Source organism: Streptomyces sp. NPDC002232 (genome assembly GCF_042890295.1).
Taxonomy (GTDB): Bacteria; Actinomycetota; Actinomycetes; order Streptomycetales; family Streptomycetaceae; genus Streptomyces.
The window spans coordinates 686551-701755 of sequence record NZ_JBIARV010000004.1; the positions used below are offsets into that span (position 1 = coordinate 686551).

General features: G+C 73.4%; 15 protein-coding genes. 8 read left to right on the forward strand and 7 right to left on the reverse strand.

Going from position 1 to position 15205, the window contains the following annotated elements:
• The first annotated feature begins 38 nt into the window (after window positions 1-38).
• Entirely contained in the window at window positions 39-572 is a 534-nt protein-coding gene (locus tag ACFYXU_RS20995; RefSeq protein ID WP_389405771.1) for a GNAT family N-acetyltransferase, read from the forward strand.
• A gap of 74 nt (window positions 573-646) precedes the next feature.
• Here ACFYXU_RS20995 and ACFYXU_RS21000 read toward each other — a convergent pair whose 3' ends face one another.
• On the reverse strand, window positions 647-1903 hold the full coding sequence (locus tag ACFYXU_RS21000; protein ID WP_376515600.1) for a serine hydrolase domain-containing protein: 1257 nt from the start codon (window positions 1901-1903) through the stop codon (window positions 647-649).
• 420 nt (window positions 1904-2323) lie between these two features.
• Here ACFYXU_RS21000 and ACFYXU_RS21005 point away from each other — a divergent pair, with 420 nt between their 5' ends.
• From ACFYXU_RS21005 to ligA, 4 genes are all read left to right on the forward strand, one after another.
• The gene (locus ACFYXU_RS21005) at window positions 2324-3655 is read left to right on the forward strand and encodes a hypothetical protein (protein ID WP_389459191.1); all 1332 of its coding nucleotides are present in this window, start codon (window positions 2324-2326) and stop codon (window positions 3653-3655) included.
• A 62-nt stretch (window positions 3656-3717) separates the two neighbouring features.
• Entirely contained in the window at window positions 3718-4674 is a 957-nt protein-coding gene (locus ACFYXU_RS21010; RefSeq protein WP_329858422.1) for a DJ-1/PfpI family protein, read from the forward strand.
• A 130-nt stretch (window positions 4675-4804) separates the two neighbouring features.
• On the forward strand, window positions 4805-5803 hold the full coding sequence (gap, locus tag ACFYXU_RS21015) for a type I glyceraldehyde-3-phosphate dehydrogenase (protein WP_376515609.1): 999 nt from the start codon (window positions 4805-4807) through the stop codon (window positions 5801-5803).
• Between the two features lie 325 nt (window positions 5804-6128).
• Window positions 6129-8195 (forward strand): NAD-dependent DNA ligase LigA, encoded by a 2067-nt coding sequence (gene ligA / locus ACFYXU_RS21020; protein ID WP_389459194.1) that lies wholly within the window; start codon window positions 6129-6131, stop codon window positions 8193-8195.
• A 9-nt stretch (window positions 8196-8204) separates the two neighbouring features.
• On the opposite strand, the gene ACFYXU_RS21025 is transcribed toward ligA, so the two are convergent.
• From ACFYXU_RS21025 to ACFYXU_RS21040, 4 genes are all read right to left on the reverse strand, one after another.
• A complete protein-coding gene (locus ACFYXU_RS21025) occupies window positions 8205-8999 on the reverse strand; it encodes a YqjF family protein (RefSeq protein ID WP_389459196.1) in 795 nt (264 codons plus the stop codon).
• Window positions 9000-9037: 38 nt separating this feature from the next.
• On the reverse strand, window positions 9038-9502 hold the full coding sequence (locus ACFYXU_RS21030; protein WP_389459198.1) for a nuclear transport factor 2 family protein: 465 nt from the start codon (window positions 9500-9502) through the stop codon (window positions 9038-9040).
• Window positions 9503-9601: 99 nt separating this feature from the next.
• Entirely contained in the window at window positions 9602-10297 is a 696-nt protein-coding gene (locus ACFYXU_RS21035) for a type 1 glutamine amidotransferase domain-containing protein (RefSeq protein ID WP_329858414.1), read from the reverse strand.
• A gap of 225 nt (window positions 10298-10522) precedes the next feature.
• Window positions 10523-11236, reverse strand: coding sequence for an alpha/beta fold hydrolase (locus ACFYXU_RS21040; protein WP_389459200.1), 714 nt, complete (start codon window positions 11234-11236; stop codon window positions 10523-10525).
• Between the two features lie 195 nt (window positions 11237-11431).
• Between ACFYXU_RS21040 and ACFYXU_RS21045 the strand changes: the two genes are divergently transcribed.
• Complete coding sequence (locus ACFYXU_RS21045; RefSeq protein ID WP_389459202.1) at window positions 11432-11713, forward strand: hypothetical protein; 282 nt, start codon at window positions 11432-11434, stop codon at window positions 11711-11713.
• A 161-nt stretch (window positions 11714-11874) separates the two neighbouring features.
• Entirely contained in the window at window positions 11875-12906 is a 1032-nt protein-coding gene (locus ACFYXU_RS21050; protein ID WP_389459204.1) for a metallophosphoesterase family protein, read from the forward strand.
• Window positions 12907-13055: 149 nt separating this feature from the next.
• On the opposite strand, the gene ACFYXU_RS21055 is transcribed toward ACFYXU_RS21050, so the two are convergent.
• The gene (locus ACFYXU_RS21055) at window positions 13056-13265 is read right to left on the reverse strand and encodes a ferredoxin (protein ID WP_389459658.1); all 210 of its coding nucleotides are present in this window, start codon (window positions 13263-13265) and stop codon (window positions 13056-13058) included.
• Between the two features lie 38 nt (window positions 13266-13303).
• Window positions 13304-14494, reverse strand: a complete 1191-nt coding sequence (locus ACFYXU_RS21060; protein WP_389405764.1) for a cytochrome P450 — start codon at window positions 14492-14494, stop codon at window positions 13304-13306.
• A gap of 196 nt (window positions 14495-14690) precedes the next feature.
• Between ACFYXU_RS21060 and ACFYXU_RS21065 the strand changes: the two genes are divergently transcribed.
• Entirely contained in the window at window positions 14691-15128 is a 438-nt protein-coding gene (locus ACFYXU_RS21065; RefSeq protein ID WP_389459206.1) for a glutaredoxin domain-containing protein, read from the forward strand.
• The last annotated feature ends 77 nt before the right edge of the window (window positions 15129-15205 follow it).

The following is a 15205-nucleotide window of genomic DNA, read 5'->3' on the forward strand; positions in this document are numbered from 1 at the left end:
ACCGTGAGGCGGGGCGTCCCGTGCGTCAGGATGGGGGCATGACCGAGATCCTCACCCCCCGCCTCCTCCTCCGCCGCTGGAACGACGACGACCTCGTCCCGATGGCGGAGATCAACGCCGACCCCGAGGTCATGCGGTGGATCGGCGACGGCTCGGTCCGCGACCTGGAAGAGACCGCCGAGGCCATCGAGCGGTACGAGGAGGAATGGGACGAGGAGGGCTTCGGGCTCTTCGCGGTCGAGATCCTCGGCTCCGGAGAGCTGATCGGCTTCGCCGGGCTGTCGGTCCCGGACTTCCTCCCCGAGGTGCTCCCCGCCGTGGAGATCGGCTGGCGCCTGGGCCGTCCGTACTGGGGCCAGGGGTACGCCTCCGAGGCCGCCCACGCCGTCCTGGAGTTCGCCCTCCAGGACCGCGGCCTCGACCGCGTGATCGCCATCGCCCACACCGGCAACCGCGCCTCCGAGAACGTCATGCGCAAACTCGGCATGGTGCCGGAGCGGGAGACGAGCCACCCGGTCCTCGGCCTTCCCCTGCGCGTCCATGCCATCGACCTCACCGAGTACGCGGCGTGAGCGCGCGCCCGGCGTGAGCGCCGGGACGCGCCGGAGAGCCGTCAGCGGCGCCCCGGCCCGTCACCGCCGCGCCGTCAGTGGCGCTCGGGCAGGTCCCGCTCCGCCGGCAGCGACGAGAGGTCGCGGGCCGTCGGCGACGCTGCCGCGCGCGAGGACGCCGCCGCCGGCTTCTTCCCGCAGAAGGCCGCCTCCAGCGTTCCGCCGAGCGCCGTGTTCGCCTCGCCGTGGTTCGACGTGTTCGCCAGGGCGGACAGACTGCGCCGGCCGTCGCCGGTCGAGAACGCGTACGTGTAGAAGCCCTGCACGGTGCCCGTGTGCCCGTACACCCGCGTACCGCAGGACAGGTCGTAGCGGCGCAGGCCCAGTCCGTAGAAACGGGTGTTCGTGGCATCCGTCGGCGTGACCGTCGTCATGGCCTCCAGCATCGCCGGGGACAGCAGCCGGCCGCGCATCAGCGCACTGGTGAAGGTGTTCAGATCGGCCGGGCTGGAGATGACCGCACCGGCGGACTGCGCCCAGGACACCGTCTGCTCCGTGGAGTCGACGAGCGGGTCGCCGGCGGCGTCCGGGTGCAGGTAGCCCCGCACGCGCAGGCCCGCGATGCGGGTGTCCGGGTGGACGTACGACGTGCTCGTGAGCTTCAGCGGAGTGAAGATGCGGCGCTGGTACGCGTCGGACACAGGCCGGCCGGTGAGCTTCTCGATGAGCATCCCGACGACCACGAAGTTCGCGTTGGAGTACTGGTACGACACGCCGGGCTCGGTCGTGCGGGGCTCGCGCAGGGACAGGTCGACGAGCTCCCGGTAGCTGAACACCCGGTTCCGCACGGCCTCGAAGCCCGGCACGGTGTCGTTGAACATCGCGTCCGTGTAGTCGGCCAGCCCGCTCCGGTGCGTCAGCAGGTGCCGGACGGTGATCCGGTCGTCGGGCAGCAGCCCCGGAAGGTACTGGTCGACCGGCGCGTCGAGCTCCAGCCGGCCCTCCTCGACCAGCTGGAGGAGCACCACCGAGGAGAAGGTCTTGCTCACGCTGCCGATGCGGAACCGGGCGTTGATGTCCATGGGCGCCCCCGACGCCCGGTCCCGGACGCCCGCGGTCCGGCTCCGGACCCCGTCGGGACCGCTGAACCGGGCCATGGCGCCCGGGGCGCCGTTGGCCATGGCCGAGTCGAGCGCCGCGGCCACTCCGGCCATGTCCGGGGCGGGAACGGCCCGCGCGGCGGCGGGAGCGGGAGGCGTGGCGAACGCGCTGGTGGCCGGAGCGAGACCCGCCGCCAGCGCGGCGATCAGGGTGGCGCTCACGGCCAGGCGGCGGTGCGACGACTGGAACACGGTGATTCCTCTGCTTCTTGCGAACGTTCGGCGCGGCACTCGGCGGGGGTGGGCCGCAGGAGCGGGGACCGCGCCGCTGTCGCGCGGGGCCCCCGATGTCCAACGATCATGAGTGCCGCGGGCTCCTGAACGGTTCCGGACACGAGGAACGAGATCCGGACGGCGTAGTTCCCGTCCCGAGGGGTTCCGGTGCCACACGGCGTAGTTCCCGTCCCGAGGGGTTCCGGTGCCACACGGCGTGGTTCCCGTCGCGAGGAGTTCCCGTGCCGCACGGCGTGGCTCCCGTCCCGAGGAGTTCCGGTGCCACGCTTCCTGCCGCAGCGAGTACGGAGCGCCCGGCGGCTCCGGCGCACGGTAGGGTCCCGGCCGTCGCGACGACCTTCGCGACGGCCGGGAACACACCCGAGAAGGAGGGGACACGTGAAGCGCGCCGTTGTTCTGGGAGGAAGCTTCGCCGGGCTGCTCGCCGCCCGGGTCCTGAGCGGCTTCGCCGACGAGGTGCTCGTCGTCGAACCCGACCTCCTCGGCGAGGGCGGGGACGGTACGGGACCGGGCGCGCCGCACCGACGGCAGCTGCACGCCCTGCTCGCCATGGGGCACACCCGGATCGAGGACCTCTTCCCGGGCATCACCCGGGAGATGGTCGACGGCGGCGCCCGCCTCGGCCGGGGCGACGAGGTCCGGTTCTACGTCGACGGCGCCCTCAAGGCCCCCGTCGCCGACGTGACGATGCTCGGCGCCGGCCGCCCGTTCATCGAGGCGCACGTCCGCCGCCGCGTCACGGCCCTGGGCAACGTCAGGACCGAGCGGGCCACCGCCAAGGGCCTGATCCTGAAGGGCGGACGGGCCGTCGGAGTCCGGCTGGCCGCCGCGCACACCCCTGACGCCGAGGACACCGAGTACGACGTGCCGGCCGACCTCGTCGTCGACGCCATGGGCCGCTCCAGCCGGCTCACCTCCTGGCTCGCGGCCGAGGGCTGGGGCCAGGCCCCGGTGGACCGCATGCGCGTCGACCTCGGCTACGCCACCGCCCGCTTCACCCGGGGGAGCGAGCTCCCGGACACGGTCGTCGCCCACTCCACCCCGGGCCCCGCCCACGACTACCAGCCCGTCCTGTGCGAACCCGGGGCCCTGACCGCCACCGAGGACGGCACCTGGTCCGTCGTCCTCGCCGGATACGCCGAGCACCGCCCCGGGCGCGACCCCGCGGAGTTCCTCGCCCGGATGAGGCGCTGCGTCGCCCCGCTCCGCGAGGTCGCCGAGCGCTGCGAGATGACCGGCGGGGTGGAGCCCTTCCACTTCAGGGAGAGTCGCCGGCGCCGGTTCACGGACCTGACAGACTTCCCCGGCGGACTCGTCGTCCTGGGAGACGCCATGGCCACCGTGAACCCCGTCTACGGCCAGGGACTGACGCTCGCCGCGCTCCAGGCCTCCTCCCTCCACGTCCACCTGCGGAGCGGCGCCTCGCCGCACGACCCGGCCTGGGGCTACTTCCGCCGGGCCGCCGTGGTGGTCGACGCCGCCTGGCAGCTCTCGACGACCGCCGACCTCGCCCAGCCGCACGTCACCGGCCCCTACCCGCGCGGCTACCGGATCCTGCGCTGGGCGGGCGACCGCATCACCACCGCCTCGGTCAGGGACTCGCGGGTCAACCAGACGTACCTGGACGTCGTCCACATGCGCGCGCACCCCAGGGCGCTCACCGCACCCCGCGTCCTCGCCCGGACCGCGCGCGTCCTCTGGAGAAGCTGACCGGGAAGCCACCAGGACCGCCGCTGACCAGCGCGGACACCCGGCCGCGTACCCTCGTGGACGTGTCCTCCTCACGTCTCCACCGCGTCGCCGTCCTCGTCCTCGAAGGAGCGAAACCCCTCGACGTCGGCATCCCCGCCCAGGTCTTCACGACCCGCGCGAGCATGCCGTACGAGGTACGCGTCTGCGGCGCGGAACCCGGTGTCGTGGCCGGCGGCGACGGCCTGGCGTACCAGGTCGCCCACGGCCTCGAAGCGCTCGCCTGGGCCGACATCGTCTTCGTCCCCGGCTACCGCCACCCCGACCGCGAGGACCCGCCACCCGCCGTCGTCGACGCCCTGATCGCCGCGCACGACCGGGGGGCGCGGCTCGCCGCCATCTCGACGGGCGCCTTCGCGCTCGCCGCCACAGGCCTCCTCGACGGCCGGCGCGCCACCACGCACTGGCACTACTCCCGGGCCCTCGCGGCCAAGCGCCCGCTGATCCGCGTCGACGAGAACGTCCTCTTCGTCGACGAGGGAAGCGTGCTCACCTCGGCCGGAGCGGCGTCCGGCATCGACCTCTGCCTCCACATCCTCCGCGGCGACCTCGGCGTGGGCGCCTCGAACCACGCGGCCCGGCGCCTGGTCGCCGCGCCCTACCGCAGCGGCGGCCAGGCGCAGTACGTGCCGCGCAGCGTCCCGGAGCCGCTCGGCGAGCGGTTCGCCGCCACCCGCGAATGGGCCCTGCACCGGCTCGGCGAGCCCCTCACGCTGGAGATCCTCGCCCGCAACGCCGCCGTGTCGCCGCGCACCTTCTCGCGGCGCTTCGCCGAGGACACCGGCTACACGCCCATGCAGTGGGTCATGCGCGCCCGCATCGACATGGCCCGTGAGCTGCTCGAACGCTCCGAGCGGGGCGTCGAGCAGATCGCCGCCGACGTCGGCCTGGGCACCGGGGCGAATCTGCGCCTCCACTTCCAGCGCATCCTGGGCACCACCCCCAGCGACTACCGGCGCACCTTCGCGCAGGGGGAATAGTCCGCCGCACCGGACACCTCGCGTGACCTTGGCGCGATACTTGCGGACCGTGGCGATCACGCCGCTGGTCGGGGCGGGTGATCCGCGCGAACCTGGTGACGAATCAGCAGGTCGGAAGGGACACCGCAACATGACTCGCATCGCCATCAACGGGTTCGGCCGCATCGGACGCAACACGCTCCGTGCGCTCCTGGAGCGCGACACCGACCTCGAGGTCGTCGCCGTCAACGACCTGACCGAGCCCACCGCCCTCGCGCGGCTCCTCGCCTTCGACTCCACCTCGGGCCGCCTCGGCCGTCCGGTCACCGTCGACGGGGACACCCTCGTCGTCGACGGCCGCCGCATCAAGGTGCTCGCCGAGCGCGAGCCGGCCGAGCTGCCCTGGGCCGAGCTCGGCGTCGACATCGTCCTCGAGTCGACCGGACGCTTCACCTCCGCCAAGGCCGCCCGCGCGCACCTCGACGCCGGCGCCCGCAAGGTCCTCGTCAGCGCGCCTGCGGACGGCGCCGACGTCACCCTCGCGTACGGCGTGAACACCGACGCGTACGACGCCGAGCTGCACACGATCGTCTCGAACGCCTCCTGCACCACCAACGCCCTCGCGCCCCTCGCGAAGGTGCTCGACGACCTCGCCGGCATCGAGCACGGCTTCATGACGACGGTCCACGCCTACACGCAGGAGCAGAACCTGCAGGACGGCCCGCACCGCGACCCGCGCCGCGCCCGCGCCGCCGGCGTCAACATCGTCCCGACCTCCACGGGCGCCGCGAAGGCCATCGGCCTCGTCCTGCCGAACCTGGACGGCAAGCTGTCCGGCGACTCGATCCGCGTGCCCGTCCCGGTCGGCTCGATCGTCGAGCTCAACACGACCGTCGCCCGCGACGTGACCGTCGAGGACGTCCTGGCGGCCTACCGCACCGCGGCCGAGGGCCCGCTGGCCGGTGTCCTGGAGTACTCGGAGGACGCGCTGGTCTCCGCCGACATCGTGGGCAACCCGCACTCGTCCATCTTCGACTCGGCCCTGACCCGCGTCGAGGGACGCCACGTCAAGGTCGTCGCCTGGTACGACAACGAGTGGGGCTTCTCGAACCGCGTCATCGACACCCTCCAGCTGCTCGCCGCCCACTGACGACGAGACGCAGGACCGGCTCCCGCCGCACGGCGGGAGCGGACAGCGCCGCACGCCGACTCCGACCGCACGGGAGTCGGCGTGCGGCGTTCCCCGTCCGGCCCGCGGCCCCACCCGGCCCCGCCGGACGGCGACTTCGCGGCGGGCCGGAGCACCAGGCGAGTCGGGGACCCTTCCCGTCCGTCGGCGCACCGACGGGGGTCGCGGCGGGACGGGACGAGTACCGGGCCTTCGTCTGTCCGGCCGATCCGGCGCACCCGCACCGCATGAGCACCCAATAGGCGCCCGAAGGGCGTTGTCAGTGCCCTGCGCCAGGATGGTGCACATGACGACAACGCCCGCCGTTGAGGCGCACTTCAGCCTGCCCAGCCCCGTCGCGTACGCGGCCGCGATCGAGCGACTGCGCGACGCGTCCCGCACGTACTACGGCGCGGGCTACAGCGTCATGGACGACGCCGCGTACGACCGGCTGCGGCTCGCCGTGACGTCCTGGGAGGCGGAGCATCCCGAGGACGTCGCCCCGGACTCGCCCGCCGGTCAGGTCGCCGACGGCGCGGCCCCCGTCGGCGACGTCGCGCACACCACGCGGCTGCTGAGCCTCGACAACGTCTTCGCGCCCGAGGGGCTCGTCGCCTGGGGCGCCTCCCTGGGGCGGCGGCTCGGCCACGAGCCGGCGGGCGGCTTCACCGTCGAGCCGAAGATGGACGGCGCGGCCGTCGCCGCCCGCTACCGCGACGGGCGTCTGGTGCAGGTCATCACGCGGGGCGACGGCGCACGGGGCGAGGACGTCAGCCACGTCATCGGGACGATCGAGGGCCTCCCCGAGCGGCTGCCCGTGCCCGCCACCTTCGAGGCGCGCGGGGAAGTCCTCTTCACCCAGGAGCAGTTCGAGGCGGCGAACGAGCTGCGGATCGCGCACGGAGCGGGAGTCTTCGCCAATCCGCGCAACGGCGCCGCCGGCACGCTGCGCGCCAAGGACCGCCCCTACCGGCCGGCCCTGACCTTCTGGGCGTACGGCGCGGTCGAGCTGGACGGCGCGGCCTTCCTGCCGGCCGGTGCCGGTCACGCCGAGACCCTCGCCGCGGTGGCGGCGGCGGGAGTGCGGACCACGGCGGCGACCCCGGCCGGACTGCACACCGTCGCCACGCTGGCCGAGGCGCAGGAGCGGGTCGACGCGATCGCCGCCATGCGCGCGCTCCTGCCGTTCGGCATCGACGGCGTCGTCGTCAAGGCGGACAGCGCCGGGGAACAGGCCGCCGCGGGCTTCGGCACCCGTTTCCCGTACTGGGCGATCGCCTACAAGCTCCCGGCCGTCGAGCGCCAGACCGTCCTGGAGGACGTGTTCTGGGAGGTGGGCCGTACGGGTGTGCTCGCCCCGACGGCGGTACTCACGGCCGTGGAGCTCGACGGCTCCACCGTCACCCGAGCCACCCTGCACAATCCGGCCGACATCCTCCGCCGGGACCTCCACCTCGGCGACACCGTGACCGTCCACAAGGCCGGTGACATCATCCCGCGCGTCCAGGCCGCCGTCGTGGAGCTCCGCCCGCCGGGCGCCGTGCCCGTGCCGCTGCCCGAGGCGTGCCCGAACTGCGGCGGCGAGATCGACCGGGGCCAGGAGCGGTGGCGCTGCGCGAAGGGCACCGCCTGCGCCCTGGCGCCGCTGATCGAGTACGTCGCCGGGCGCGACGTACTCGACATCGACGGCCTCGGCAGGAGATACGTCGACGCGCTGATCGCCGCCGGGGCCGTCGGCGACGTCGCCGACCTGTTCACCCTCACCGAGGAGCAGCTCACCGAGGCCTCCGGCAGCGCCAAGCGGGGCGCGAAGCTGGCCGAGCAGATCCGGCTCGCCCGGTCCCGCCCGCTCAGCCGGGTCTTCTGCGCGCTCGGTGTGCCGGGCACCGGCCGCAGCATGTCCCGCCGCATCGCCGCGCACTTCGGCACGATGGACGCCATCCGGGCGGCCGACGCCGAGGCCCTGCAGGACGTCGAGGGCATAGGCCCGGAGAAGGCGCCGGTCATCGTGGAGCAGCTGTCGGCGCTCGCCCCGGTGATCGACAAGCTGGTCGCGGCGGGCGTCGCGATGACCGAGCCCCGGCAGGAGCCGGCCGAGGACGCCGCCGACCGCCCGCTGACCGGGGCGACCGTCGTCGTGACGGGGAGGATGACCGGTCCGCTGGACGGCTGGGGGCGCTCCGAGATGGGCGCGCTCATCGAGAAGGCGGGCGGGCGCGTGGGCAGCGGGGTGAACTCCAGGACGACGTACCTGGTCGCGGCGCCGTCCGCGAGCGGCAAGCCGAGCTCGAAGGCCGTCAAGGCGCAGGAGCTCGGCGTCGAGGTCCTCGCCCCGGAGGACTTCGCCGCGCTGGTGGCCGCGTTCCTGGACTGACCGGCGGCGTCAGTCCCCGGGGCGCCTCGGGCGGGGGACGGTCACGGTGCGGGCAGGCCGGGGCGGCGGGCCGAACCGCACCGGCACGCCCGGGGAGTACAGCACGCTCACCGGCTCGCCCGGGGGACGACGGAGACCCGCCGCCGTGAGGAGGCTCTCGTCGCAGGAGAGGAGGCGCGCCCGGTGCAGCGGCCAGCGCGGGTGGGTGTTCGGGAGGTAGAGGGGCCGCCCGCGGAAGGAGCTGTGCATGCCCCAGCGCGCGGTCAGGAAGTGTTCGAGCTCGGTCGGCTCGTCGACGCGCTCCCCGATGTCCACGCTGATCGTGCTGTGCGCCCCGCGCGGCCCGGGCCAGCGCCTGCGGCCCGTGTACGTCAGCGTGGAGCCGTCGGCGCGGACGGTCATCCGCGACCAGACGTACGGGATGCGGAACGCCCATCGCCCGACGGCCACGGGCAGGAGCCGGGAGGCGTCGAGCGAGCGGAACACCACACCGCGCCGCCCGTGCCCGTCCACGGAGTACAGCCGCACGTTGGTCTCCGGGAAGCTCCCCAGGTAGGGGATCCCGGGCAGGCGGAACCAGCCCACCCGGTGCATGCGGAAGGCGACGAGGCCGACGTAGGTGACCCCGTCGAGGGTGTCGGGCACGGTGCCGGGCGGCAGCAGCGGGGCCACCTCGGCGGGATCCACGGGCCAGTGCAGGAACGTGAGGTCGAGCCAGGACTGGGTGAGCAGCGTCAGGTCCGTGCGGTGCGGCGGATCGGCCGAGAGGGGTTCGGGCTCGGTGGCGGGCTGGATCGGCTGCATCGCAGCAGTATCGCCGACCGGCGGGAGCCGCGCCCGGCTCAGACGCCCGACGGCTCCTCGCCCGGCTGGTCACCGCCGCCCGAGCCCGGGGCCGTGGTGACGGCGGTGGACGTGGCCGCGGCGGCCTCCGCGGCGATGCGGTCGAACTGTGCCCCCATGGCCTCGGCCAAGGCCTGCGCGGCGGAGAGCGGCCGGACCATCACCATGAAGTCGTCGATCAGTCCGTGCTCGTCCAGGTGGAGGAAGTCGCACCCGGTGATCGCGCGCTCGCCGACCCGGGCCTCGAAGACGAGCGCGTGGTCGCGGCCGTCCTCCCCGCTGATCTCCCGGACGTAGCGGAAGTCGCTGAAGACACGGGTGACCGCGCGCAGGATGGCCGCCGTGAGGGGCTTGCCCGGGTACGGCTTGAAGGCGACGGGGCTGGTGAAGACGACGTCGTCGGCGAGCAGGGCCTCGATCGCCGCGTGGTCGTTCGCCTCGACGGCCTGGCGGAAGGACTTCATGGACATCTCCGCAACTAGTCAATTATGCGAGTAGGTGAGGAGGAGGGTAGTGACGCGGGCGGGCCGCGTCCAGGGCCCGCCCGCGCGATCGCGCCGGGGTCAGCCGAGCTTCTTGAGCAGCTCCGCGGCGAGCGGGGCGGAGGAGGCCGGGTTCTGGCCGGTGACGAGGTTCCCGTCGACGACCACGTGCGGGGCCCACGGCTCGCCCACCCGGACGTCCGCGCCGGCCTCGATCAGCCGGGTCTCCAGCAGCCACTTCGCCCGGTCGGCCAGCCCGGCCTGGGTCTCCTCGGCATTGCTGAAGGCGGTGATCTCGCGACCGGCGAAGACGTTCGAGCCGTCGGCGTCCGTGGCGGCGAGCAGTGCGGCCGGGCCGTGGCAGACCACGCCCAGCGGCGTCCCCGACCGCAGGGTGTCGGCGAGCAGCCGCCCGGAGGCCGCGTTCACGGCGAGGTCCTCCATGGGGCCGTGACCGCCGGGGTAGAAGACGGCGTCGTAGTCGGCCGGACGGGCGTCCTCCAGCCTGAGGGGGTTCCTGATGGCGTCGATGGAGGCGAGCGTCGCGGCGACCCTGTCCGCGCCCTCCTGGCCTCCGTTGGCCTCCGGGGCGAGGCTGCCCGCGTCCACGGTCGGGACGACGCCGCCCGGCGTGGCCACGACGACCTCGTGACCGGCGGCCCGGAAGGCCTCGTACGGCGCGACGACCTCCTCGGCCCAGAAACCGCTCGGGTGCTTCGTGCCGTCGGCCAGCGTCCAGTGGTCGGCGCCGGTCAACACGAAAAGGATCTTCGACATGGGGAGCTCCAAGGAGTGGCGGGCCCACGGGGCCCGGTGGCAGGGGTGCGCACACAGGACACTCTGCTCCGGGTGGCGTTCCTCGGCGAGATCATCCGTGCGGCGACGTGGTCGACCGTAGGGGTGACGACCCCCGGGCATCCAATGAGGAATCCGATGCCTGCCATAGGGATCCCGATGTCTCGGCGGGGAATGCGGGCGGCCCGGGAGAGCGCGTCCGACGGGTCAGCGCCGTGGGGCGGGAAGGCCGGAGTCGGCGATCCGGTCCAGGAGCGCGGCGAGCCGGCGGGGCATGGAGAGGAACGGCGAGTGGCCGCTCGGCAGGCGGTGGACGGCGTCCGCGCGCCGCGCGAGCTCGTGCTGCCGGGACGGCGGGAGCGCCTGGTCGTGCTCGCAGACGACGTACGCGGAGGGCACGGTACGCCATCCGGCCTCGGTCACCGGCTCCGTGAACGACAGGACGGACTGCGGGCGCAGCCGGGCCACGGCGCGCGCGGCCTCGGCCTCCGGCACGTCGCCGAAGAGGATCCGCCGGGAGTCCTCGTACGGCGGGGCGTGTCCCGTGCCGTCCTCGGGCACGGGCGTGCCGAGGAAGGTGAACATGCTCTCGCCCGCGTCCAGCGCGAAACCGGCGACGTAGACGACCCCGGTCACGTTGTCCGCGCCGGTGACGGCCTCCGTGGCGGGGACACCGCCGTACGAGTGGGCGACCACCACCACGGGCCCCTCGATGCGGCGGAGGCTCTCCCGGATCGCCTCCGCGTCGGTCCGCATGCCGACCGGACGGGACGGCGTCCCGTCCGCGGGCCGGGCACTGGGCAGGTCGACCGTGTGGGACCGCCGTCCCGTGGCGTCGAGCTCCGTGCGCAACGCGTCCCAGCACCAGGCCCCGTGCCAGGCGCCGTGGACCAGCAGAAAGGCCGGGCGGTCGGTGTCCATGAGCAGTACCTCCGTGGCGATGAGGGGAGACGATCGGTCAACTCGTCGACCCTACGTCCGAGTCGACAGCCGAAAGGGCGCACGCTCGGTCCGACGAGGCCGTGCGGCACCGTAGTTGAGGGTCGGAGGGCTCCGGCGGCGAGGGCTCCGGCGGGTCGATGTGAGGGGCGCCCCGAGGCGTCTAGATTGTCCGACGTGGACATACCTGATGGCCTTCGCTGGGTGTTCGTCGCCCTGGCCGCCCTCCAGTTCCTCGTACTCGTCCGGGTGGTGCGCGGCTTGCGCGCTCCCGAGGCAGACCGGAGCGTCGACGCCCGGCTCGACCTGCTCGACCTGCTCGACTCGTCGAGCGGCTTCCTGCTTCTCGTGGGTCTCGGCTTCGGCAGCCTTGTCATCGGGTTCGTCGGTCTCGGCCTGATGGGCGTGGCCCTGTCGCTGAAGGGAATCCGCTTCGTCCGGACCCGCTGGAGCGCCTGATGTTCGAACGCCGGTCAAACTGTCGGAACGCGTTCATGTGGCGGACATCCAGGGCTGGGTGACGGACCGCTCGGATCACGTACCCATAACGGGTCTGGTTCGACGTGTGGTGGCCGGTCGCGCTCGCGACCGTCCACCGCCGCCCCCGAGAGGAAGTCCCCGTGGACCGCAGATCCCTGCTCACCGTCGCCACCGGAGCGGCCGGCGCGCTCGCCGCCTCGCAGATACCTGCGGGAGCGGCGCCCCTCGACCGGTCCGGCCCGCACGCCGGTCCCGGGCGGCCGGTCGCCGCGTTCAACGTCATCAGTGACATCCAGGGCGATCTGCGCGACCTCGGCGTGGCCCTGGAGGACATGCGCCGGACCAACCCGGCGAGCTCCGGTCTGGCCGTCGCCGGTGACATCACCCCGCGCGGATACGACGCGGAGTACGCGGCCGTCACGGCCGAACTCGCGCGCCACACCCGTACGCGGACGACCGCCTGGGCCATCGGGAACCACGAGTTCTACGTCCCCAAGTGGCGCGATCCCGCCACCCTCGCGCAGGACACCTGGCCCAACGGCGCCACCGAGGACTCGCTGTTCCGGAGCTTCTTCCACTTCGCCGGCCGCAACACGGTCTACGCGGAGCACTCGTTCGGCGGCATCCCGGTGCTGAGCCTCGGCACCGAGAAGTACATGCACTTCCACGACCCGAAGCTCTGGGACGAGGTGTGGCTCAGCGAGGCCCAGTTCACCTGGCTGGAGGACCGCCTCGCGTACTGGGCCCGGCGGCGCAGGCCCGTCATGGTCGTCACGCACCACCCGCTGCCCAACACCGTCTCCGGCAGCCACAACCGGCTCTACTCGCGCGACTACCTCCAGGCGGACCGCCTCCTCGCGATCCTCGGCCGCCACCGCGACGTCTTCCTCTTCTGCGGGCACACGCACTGGGACCTCGGACTGTCGGACTGGTACGTCCGCCGGGTCGTCCCCGGAACCGCCAACCTGGACGGCTTCTCGGTGATCAACACGGGTGCCGTGCAGACCGGTTACACCGACGACGGACAGGGCGGCGAGGTCTCCGTCCCCGGCACCTTCAACCAGGGGCTCCAGGTGGAGGTCTTCCACGACCGCGTCGTCGTCAAGGCCCGCGACTTCGCCGCGGGCAGCTGGCTGAAGCAGATCACGGTACCCCTCTCGACCCGGATCTGACCGCACCACCCGCGGCCCGCCCGTACCCCGCACCCGGCCTTCGCGCGCGGGAGCCGGTACCACCTGTACCCCCGTACCCGGCCTTCGCGCGCGGGAGCCGGTGCCGCCCGCTCGACGGCACCGGCTCCCGCGTCACCCGCGCACGGCCGTCACGCACCGTCCTCGCCGACCGGGCCGTGCAGGCTGATCGCCTGGACGGGGCAGGCGCGGGCCGCCTCGCGGACCAGCGTTCCCGCACCGTCCTCCCGGCCCGGGACGACCGTCCCGAAGCCGTCGTCGTCCTGGGTGAAGACGTCCGGGGAGGTCAGGGCGCACTGCCCCGCGCCGATACAGACGTCCCCGTCGATCGAGACACGCATCCGCACCGCTTCCTTCGCCATGTCCGGTACCGCTCCCCTCACCACGTGACGGGGAGTTCGAGCATCCCCTGGATCGTGTCGCCCGGCTTGAACGGGATCTCCTCGGCGGGCACCGCGAGCCGCAGATCCGGCAGCCTCCGCAGGAGGGTGCCGAGCGCGATCTCCAGCTCGGCACGGGCGAGGTTCTGCCCCAGGCACTGGTGGATGCCGAACCCGAACGCTACGTGGTGACGGGGGGACCGCGTCCAGTCGAGCCGGTCCGGATCGCTGTAGGCCGAGGCGTCCCGGTTGATGACCGAGGTCGAGAAGACCACGCCCTCGCCCGCCCGGATCACCTGCCCTTCGACATCGATGTCCTCGCTCGCGACCCGGAGCAGTCCGTCCGCGATCGACAGGAACCGCAGCAGCTCCTCCACCGCCGTGGGGACCAGCCCGGGATCCGCCCGCAGCTCGGCCAGCCGCTCCGGGTGCCGCAGCAGCGTGTACGTCCCCAGGGAGATCATGTTCGCCGTGGTCTCGTGCCCCGCGACCAGCAGGATCGTCGCGAGCTGCACCAGCTCCTGCCGGTCCGGACCGCCCTCCCCGGACCCGCGCGCCACCAGGTCGTCGAGGACGCCGTCGCCGGGCTTCAGGCGCTTCCGGTCGATCAGATCGCCGAGGTAGCCCTCCAGCTGGGCCAGGGCGTCCTCGGTGTCCGCGCCCGTCGGACCGCGCAGCAGCCGCCGGGACTGCTCCTCGAAGAAGTCGTGGTCCGCGTACGGCACGCCGAGCAGGTCGCAGATGACGATCGACGGCACCGGCAGCGCGAAGGCGCTCACCAGCTCGGCCGGGGGTCCCTGCGCCTCCATCGCGTCCAGGAGCCGGTCCACGGTCTCCTGGATGCGGGGCCGCAGGGTCTCCGACCGCTTGAGGGTGAAGCTCGGAATCAGCATCCGGCGCTGGGTGTTGTGCTCGGGGTCGTCCCAGCCGAGCAGCGCCGCGCGTCGGCGCCTGCGCAGGGTCGCGGCCCGTTCGGTGGGCAGCGGGAAGTCGGGTCGGGTGGAGTCGGTGGACAGGCGCTGGTCCGCGAGGAGCGCGCGGGCGGCGGCGTGTCCGGTGACGAGCCAGACCGGCCGCCCGTCCCAGAGGGTGACCCGCGACAGCGGGAGCTCCTCCTCGGTCCGGGGATAGGCGGTCGGCGGGTGGTAGGGGCAGGTCCGGTCCTGGGGGAACGCCACGGCTTTCGTCATGGGGGCCTCGCAAGGGGCGATTCGCTGGCAGGGACTGTGGTGCCGTCTCCACTACATGCCTCAGGCACCTATCTGGTCTACGCAGAGTTCGGCCATTCCACCGGAACGGGCGAGGCCATCCGGCGGGGGCGCGGCGGGGCGGCGGATCGCGGTCCCGCCCCTCGCGCGGCGGTCGTTCGTCGGTAGCCTGCGCCTCATGATGCGTGTCTGGATCTTGCCGCTGCTGTTCGCCGTCGCCGGTGCACTCGTCGCCGTGGGGATGATCGCCCGGGGGAGCCCCGTCGAAGGCGCCGTGCTCCTCGTCCTCTTCCTGCTCCTCGCGAGCCTGAACTCGCCCCTGATCTTCCCCCGGTCGATCAGCGCCGAGGAGGCGGTGCGCCGCGGCGCGGCCGACGGGCGGCCCGTCGTCTACTGGCGGCCGGGGTGCCCGTTCTGCATACGGCTCCGGATCGGCCTGGGCCGGGGCGCTCGCCGGGCCCACTGGGTGAACATCTGGCGCGACCCGGAAGGAGCGGCCGCGGTGCGCGCGGTGAACGACGGCAACGAGACCGTGCCGACGGTCTTCGTGGGCGGCCGGCCCCACACGAACCCCGATCCCGCCTGGGTCAGGGAGCGGCTCTCGCCCACCGCGTGACGGACGGCCGGTCCCGGGGCGCCGTCGGCGATCGCCGGATCAGGGACCGCCCGTCCCCGGGCCGCACGGTCCCGAAC

Bases quoted from the DNA above. Each gene is read 5' to 3' on its own strand.
- ACFYXU_RS20995 (WP_389405771.1), top strand. From the start codon at position 39: ATGACCGAGATCCTCACCCCCCGCCTCCTCCTCCGCCGCTGGAACGAC.
- gap (WP_376515609.1), top strand. From the start codon at position 4,805: ATGACTCGCATCGCCATCAACGGGTTCGGCCGCATCGGACGCAACACG.
- ligA (WP_389459194.1), top strand. From the start codon at position 6,129: ATGACGACAACGCCCGCCGTTGAGGCGCACTTCAGCCTGCCCAGCCCC.
- ACFYXU_RS21025 (WP_389459196.1), bottom strand. From the start codon at position 8,999: ATGCAGCCGATCCAGCCCGCCACCGAGCCCGAACCCCTCTCGGCCGAT.
- ACFYXU_RS21030 (WP_389459198.1), bottom strand. From the start codon at position 9,502: ATGAAGTCCTTCCGCCAGGCCGTCGAGGCGAACGACCACGCGGCGATC.
- ACFYXU_RS21035 (WP_329858414.1), bottom strand. From the start codon at position 10,297: ATGTCGAAGATCCTTTTCGTGTTGACCGGCGCCGACCACTGGACGCTG.
- ACFYXU_RS21040 (WP_389459200.1), bottom strand. From the start codon at position 11,236: ATGGACACCGACCGCCCGGCCTTTCTGCTGGTCCACGGCGCCTGGCAC.
- ACFYXU_RS21055 (WP_389459658.1), bottom strand. From the start codon at position 13,265: ATGCGTGTCTCGATCGACGGGGACGTCTGTATCGGCGCGGGGCAGTGC.
- ACFYXU_RS21060 (WP_389405764.1), bottom strand. From the start codon at position 14,494: ATGACGAAAGCCGTGGCGTTCCCCCAGGACCGGACCTGCCCCTACCAC.
- ACFYXU_RS21065 (WP_389459206.1), top strand. From the start codon at position 14,691: ATGATGCGTGTCTGGATCTTGCCGCTGCTGTTCGCCGTCGCCGGTGCA.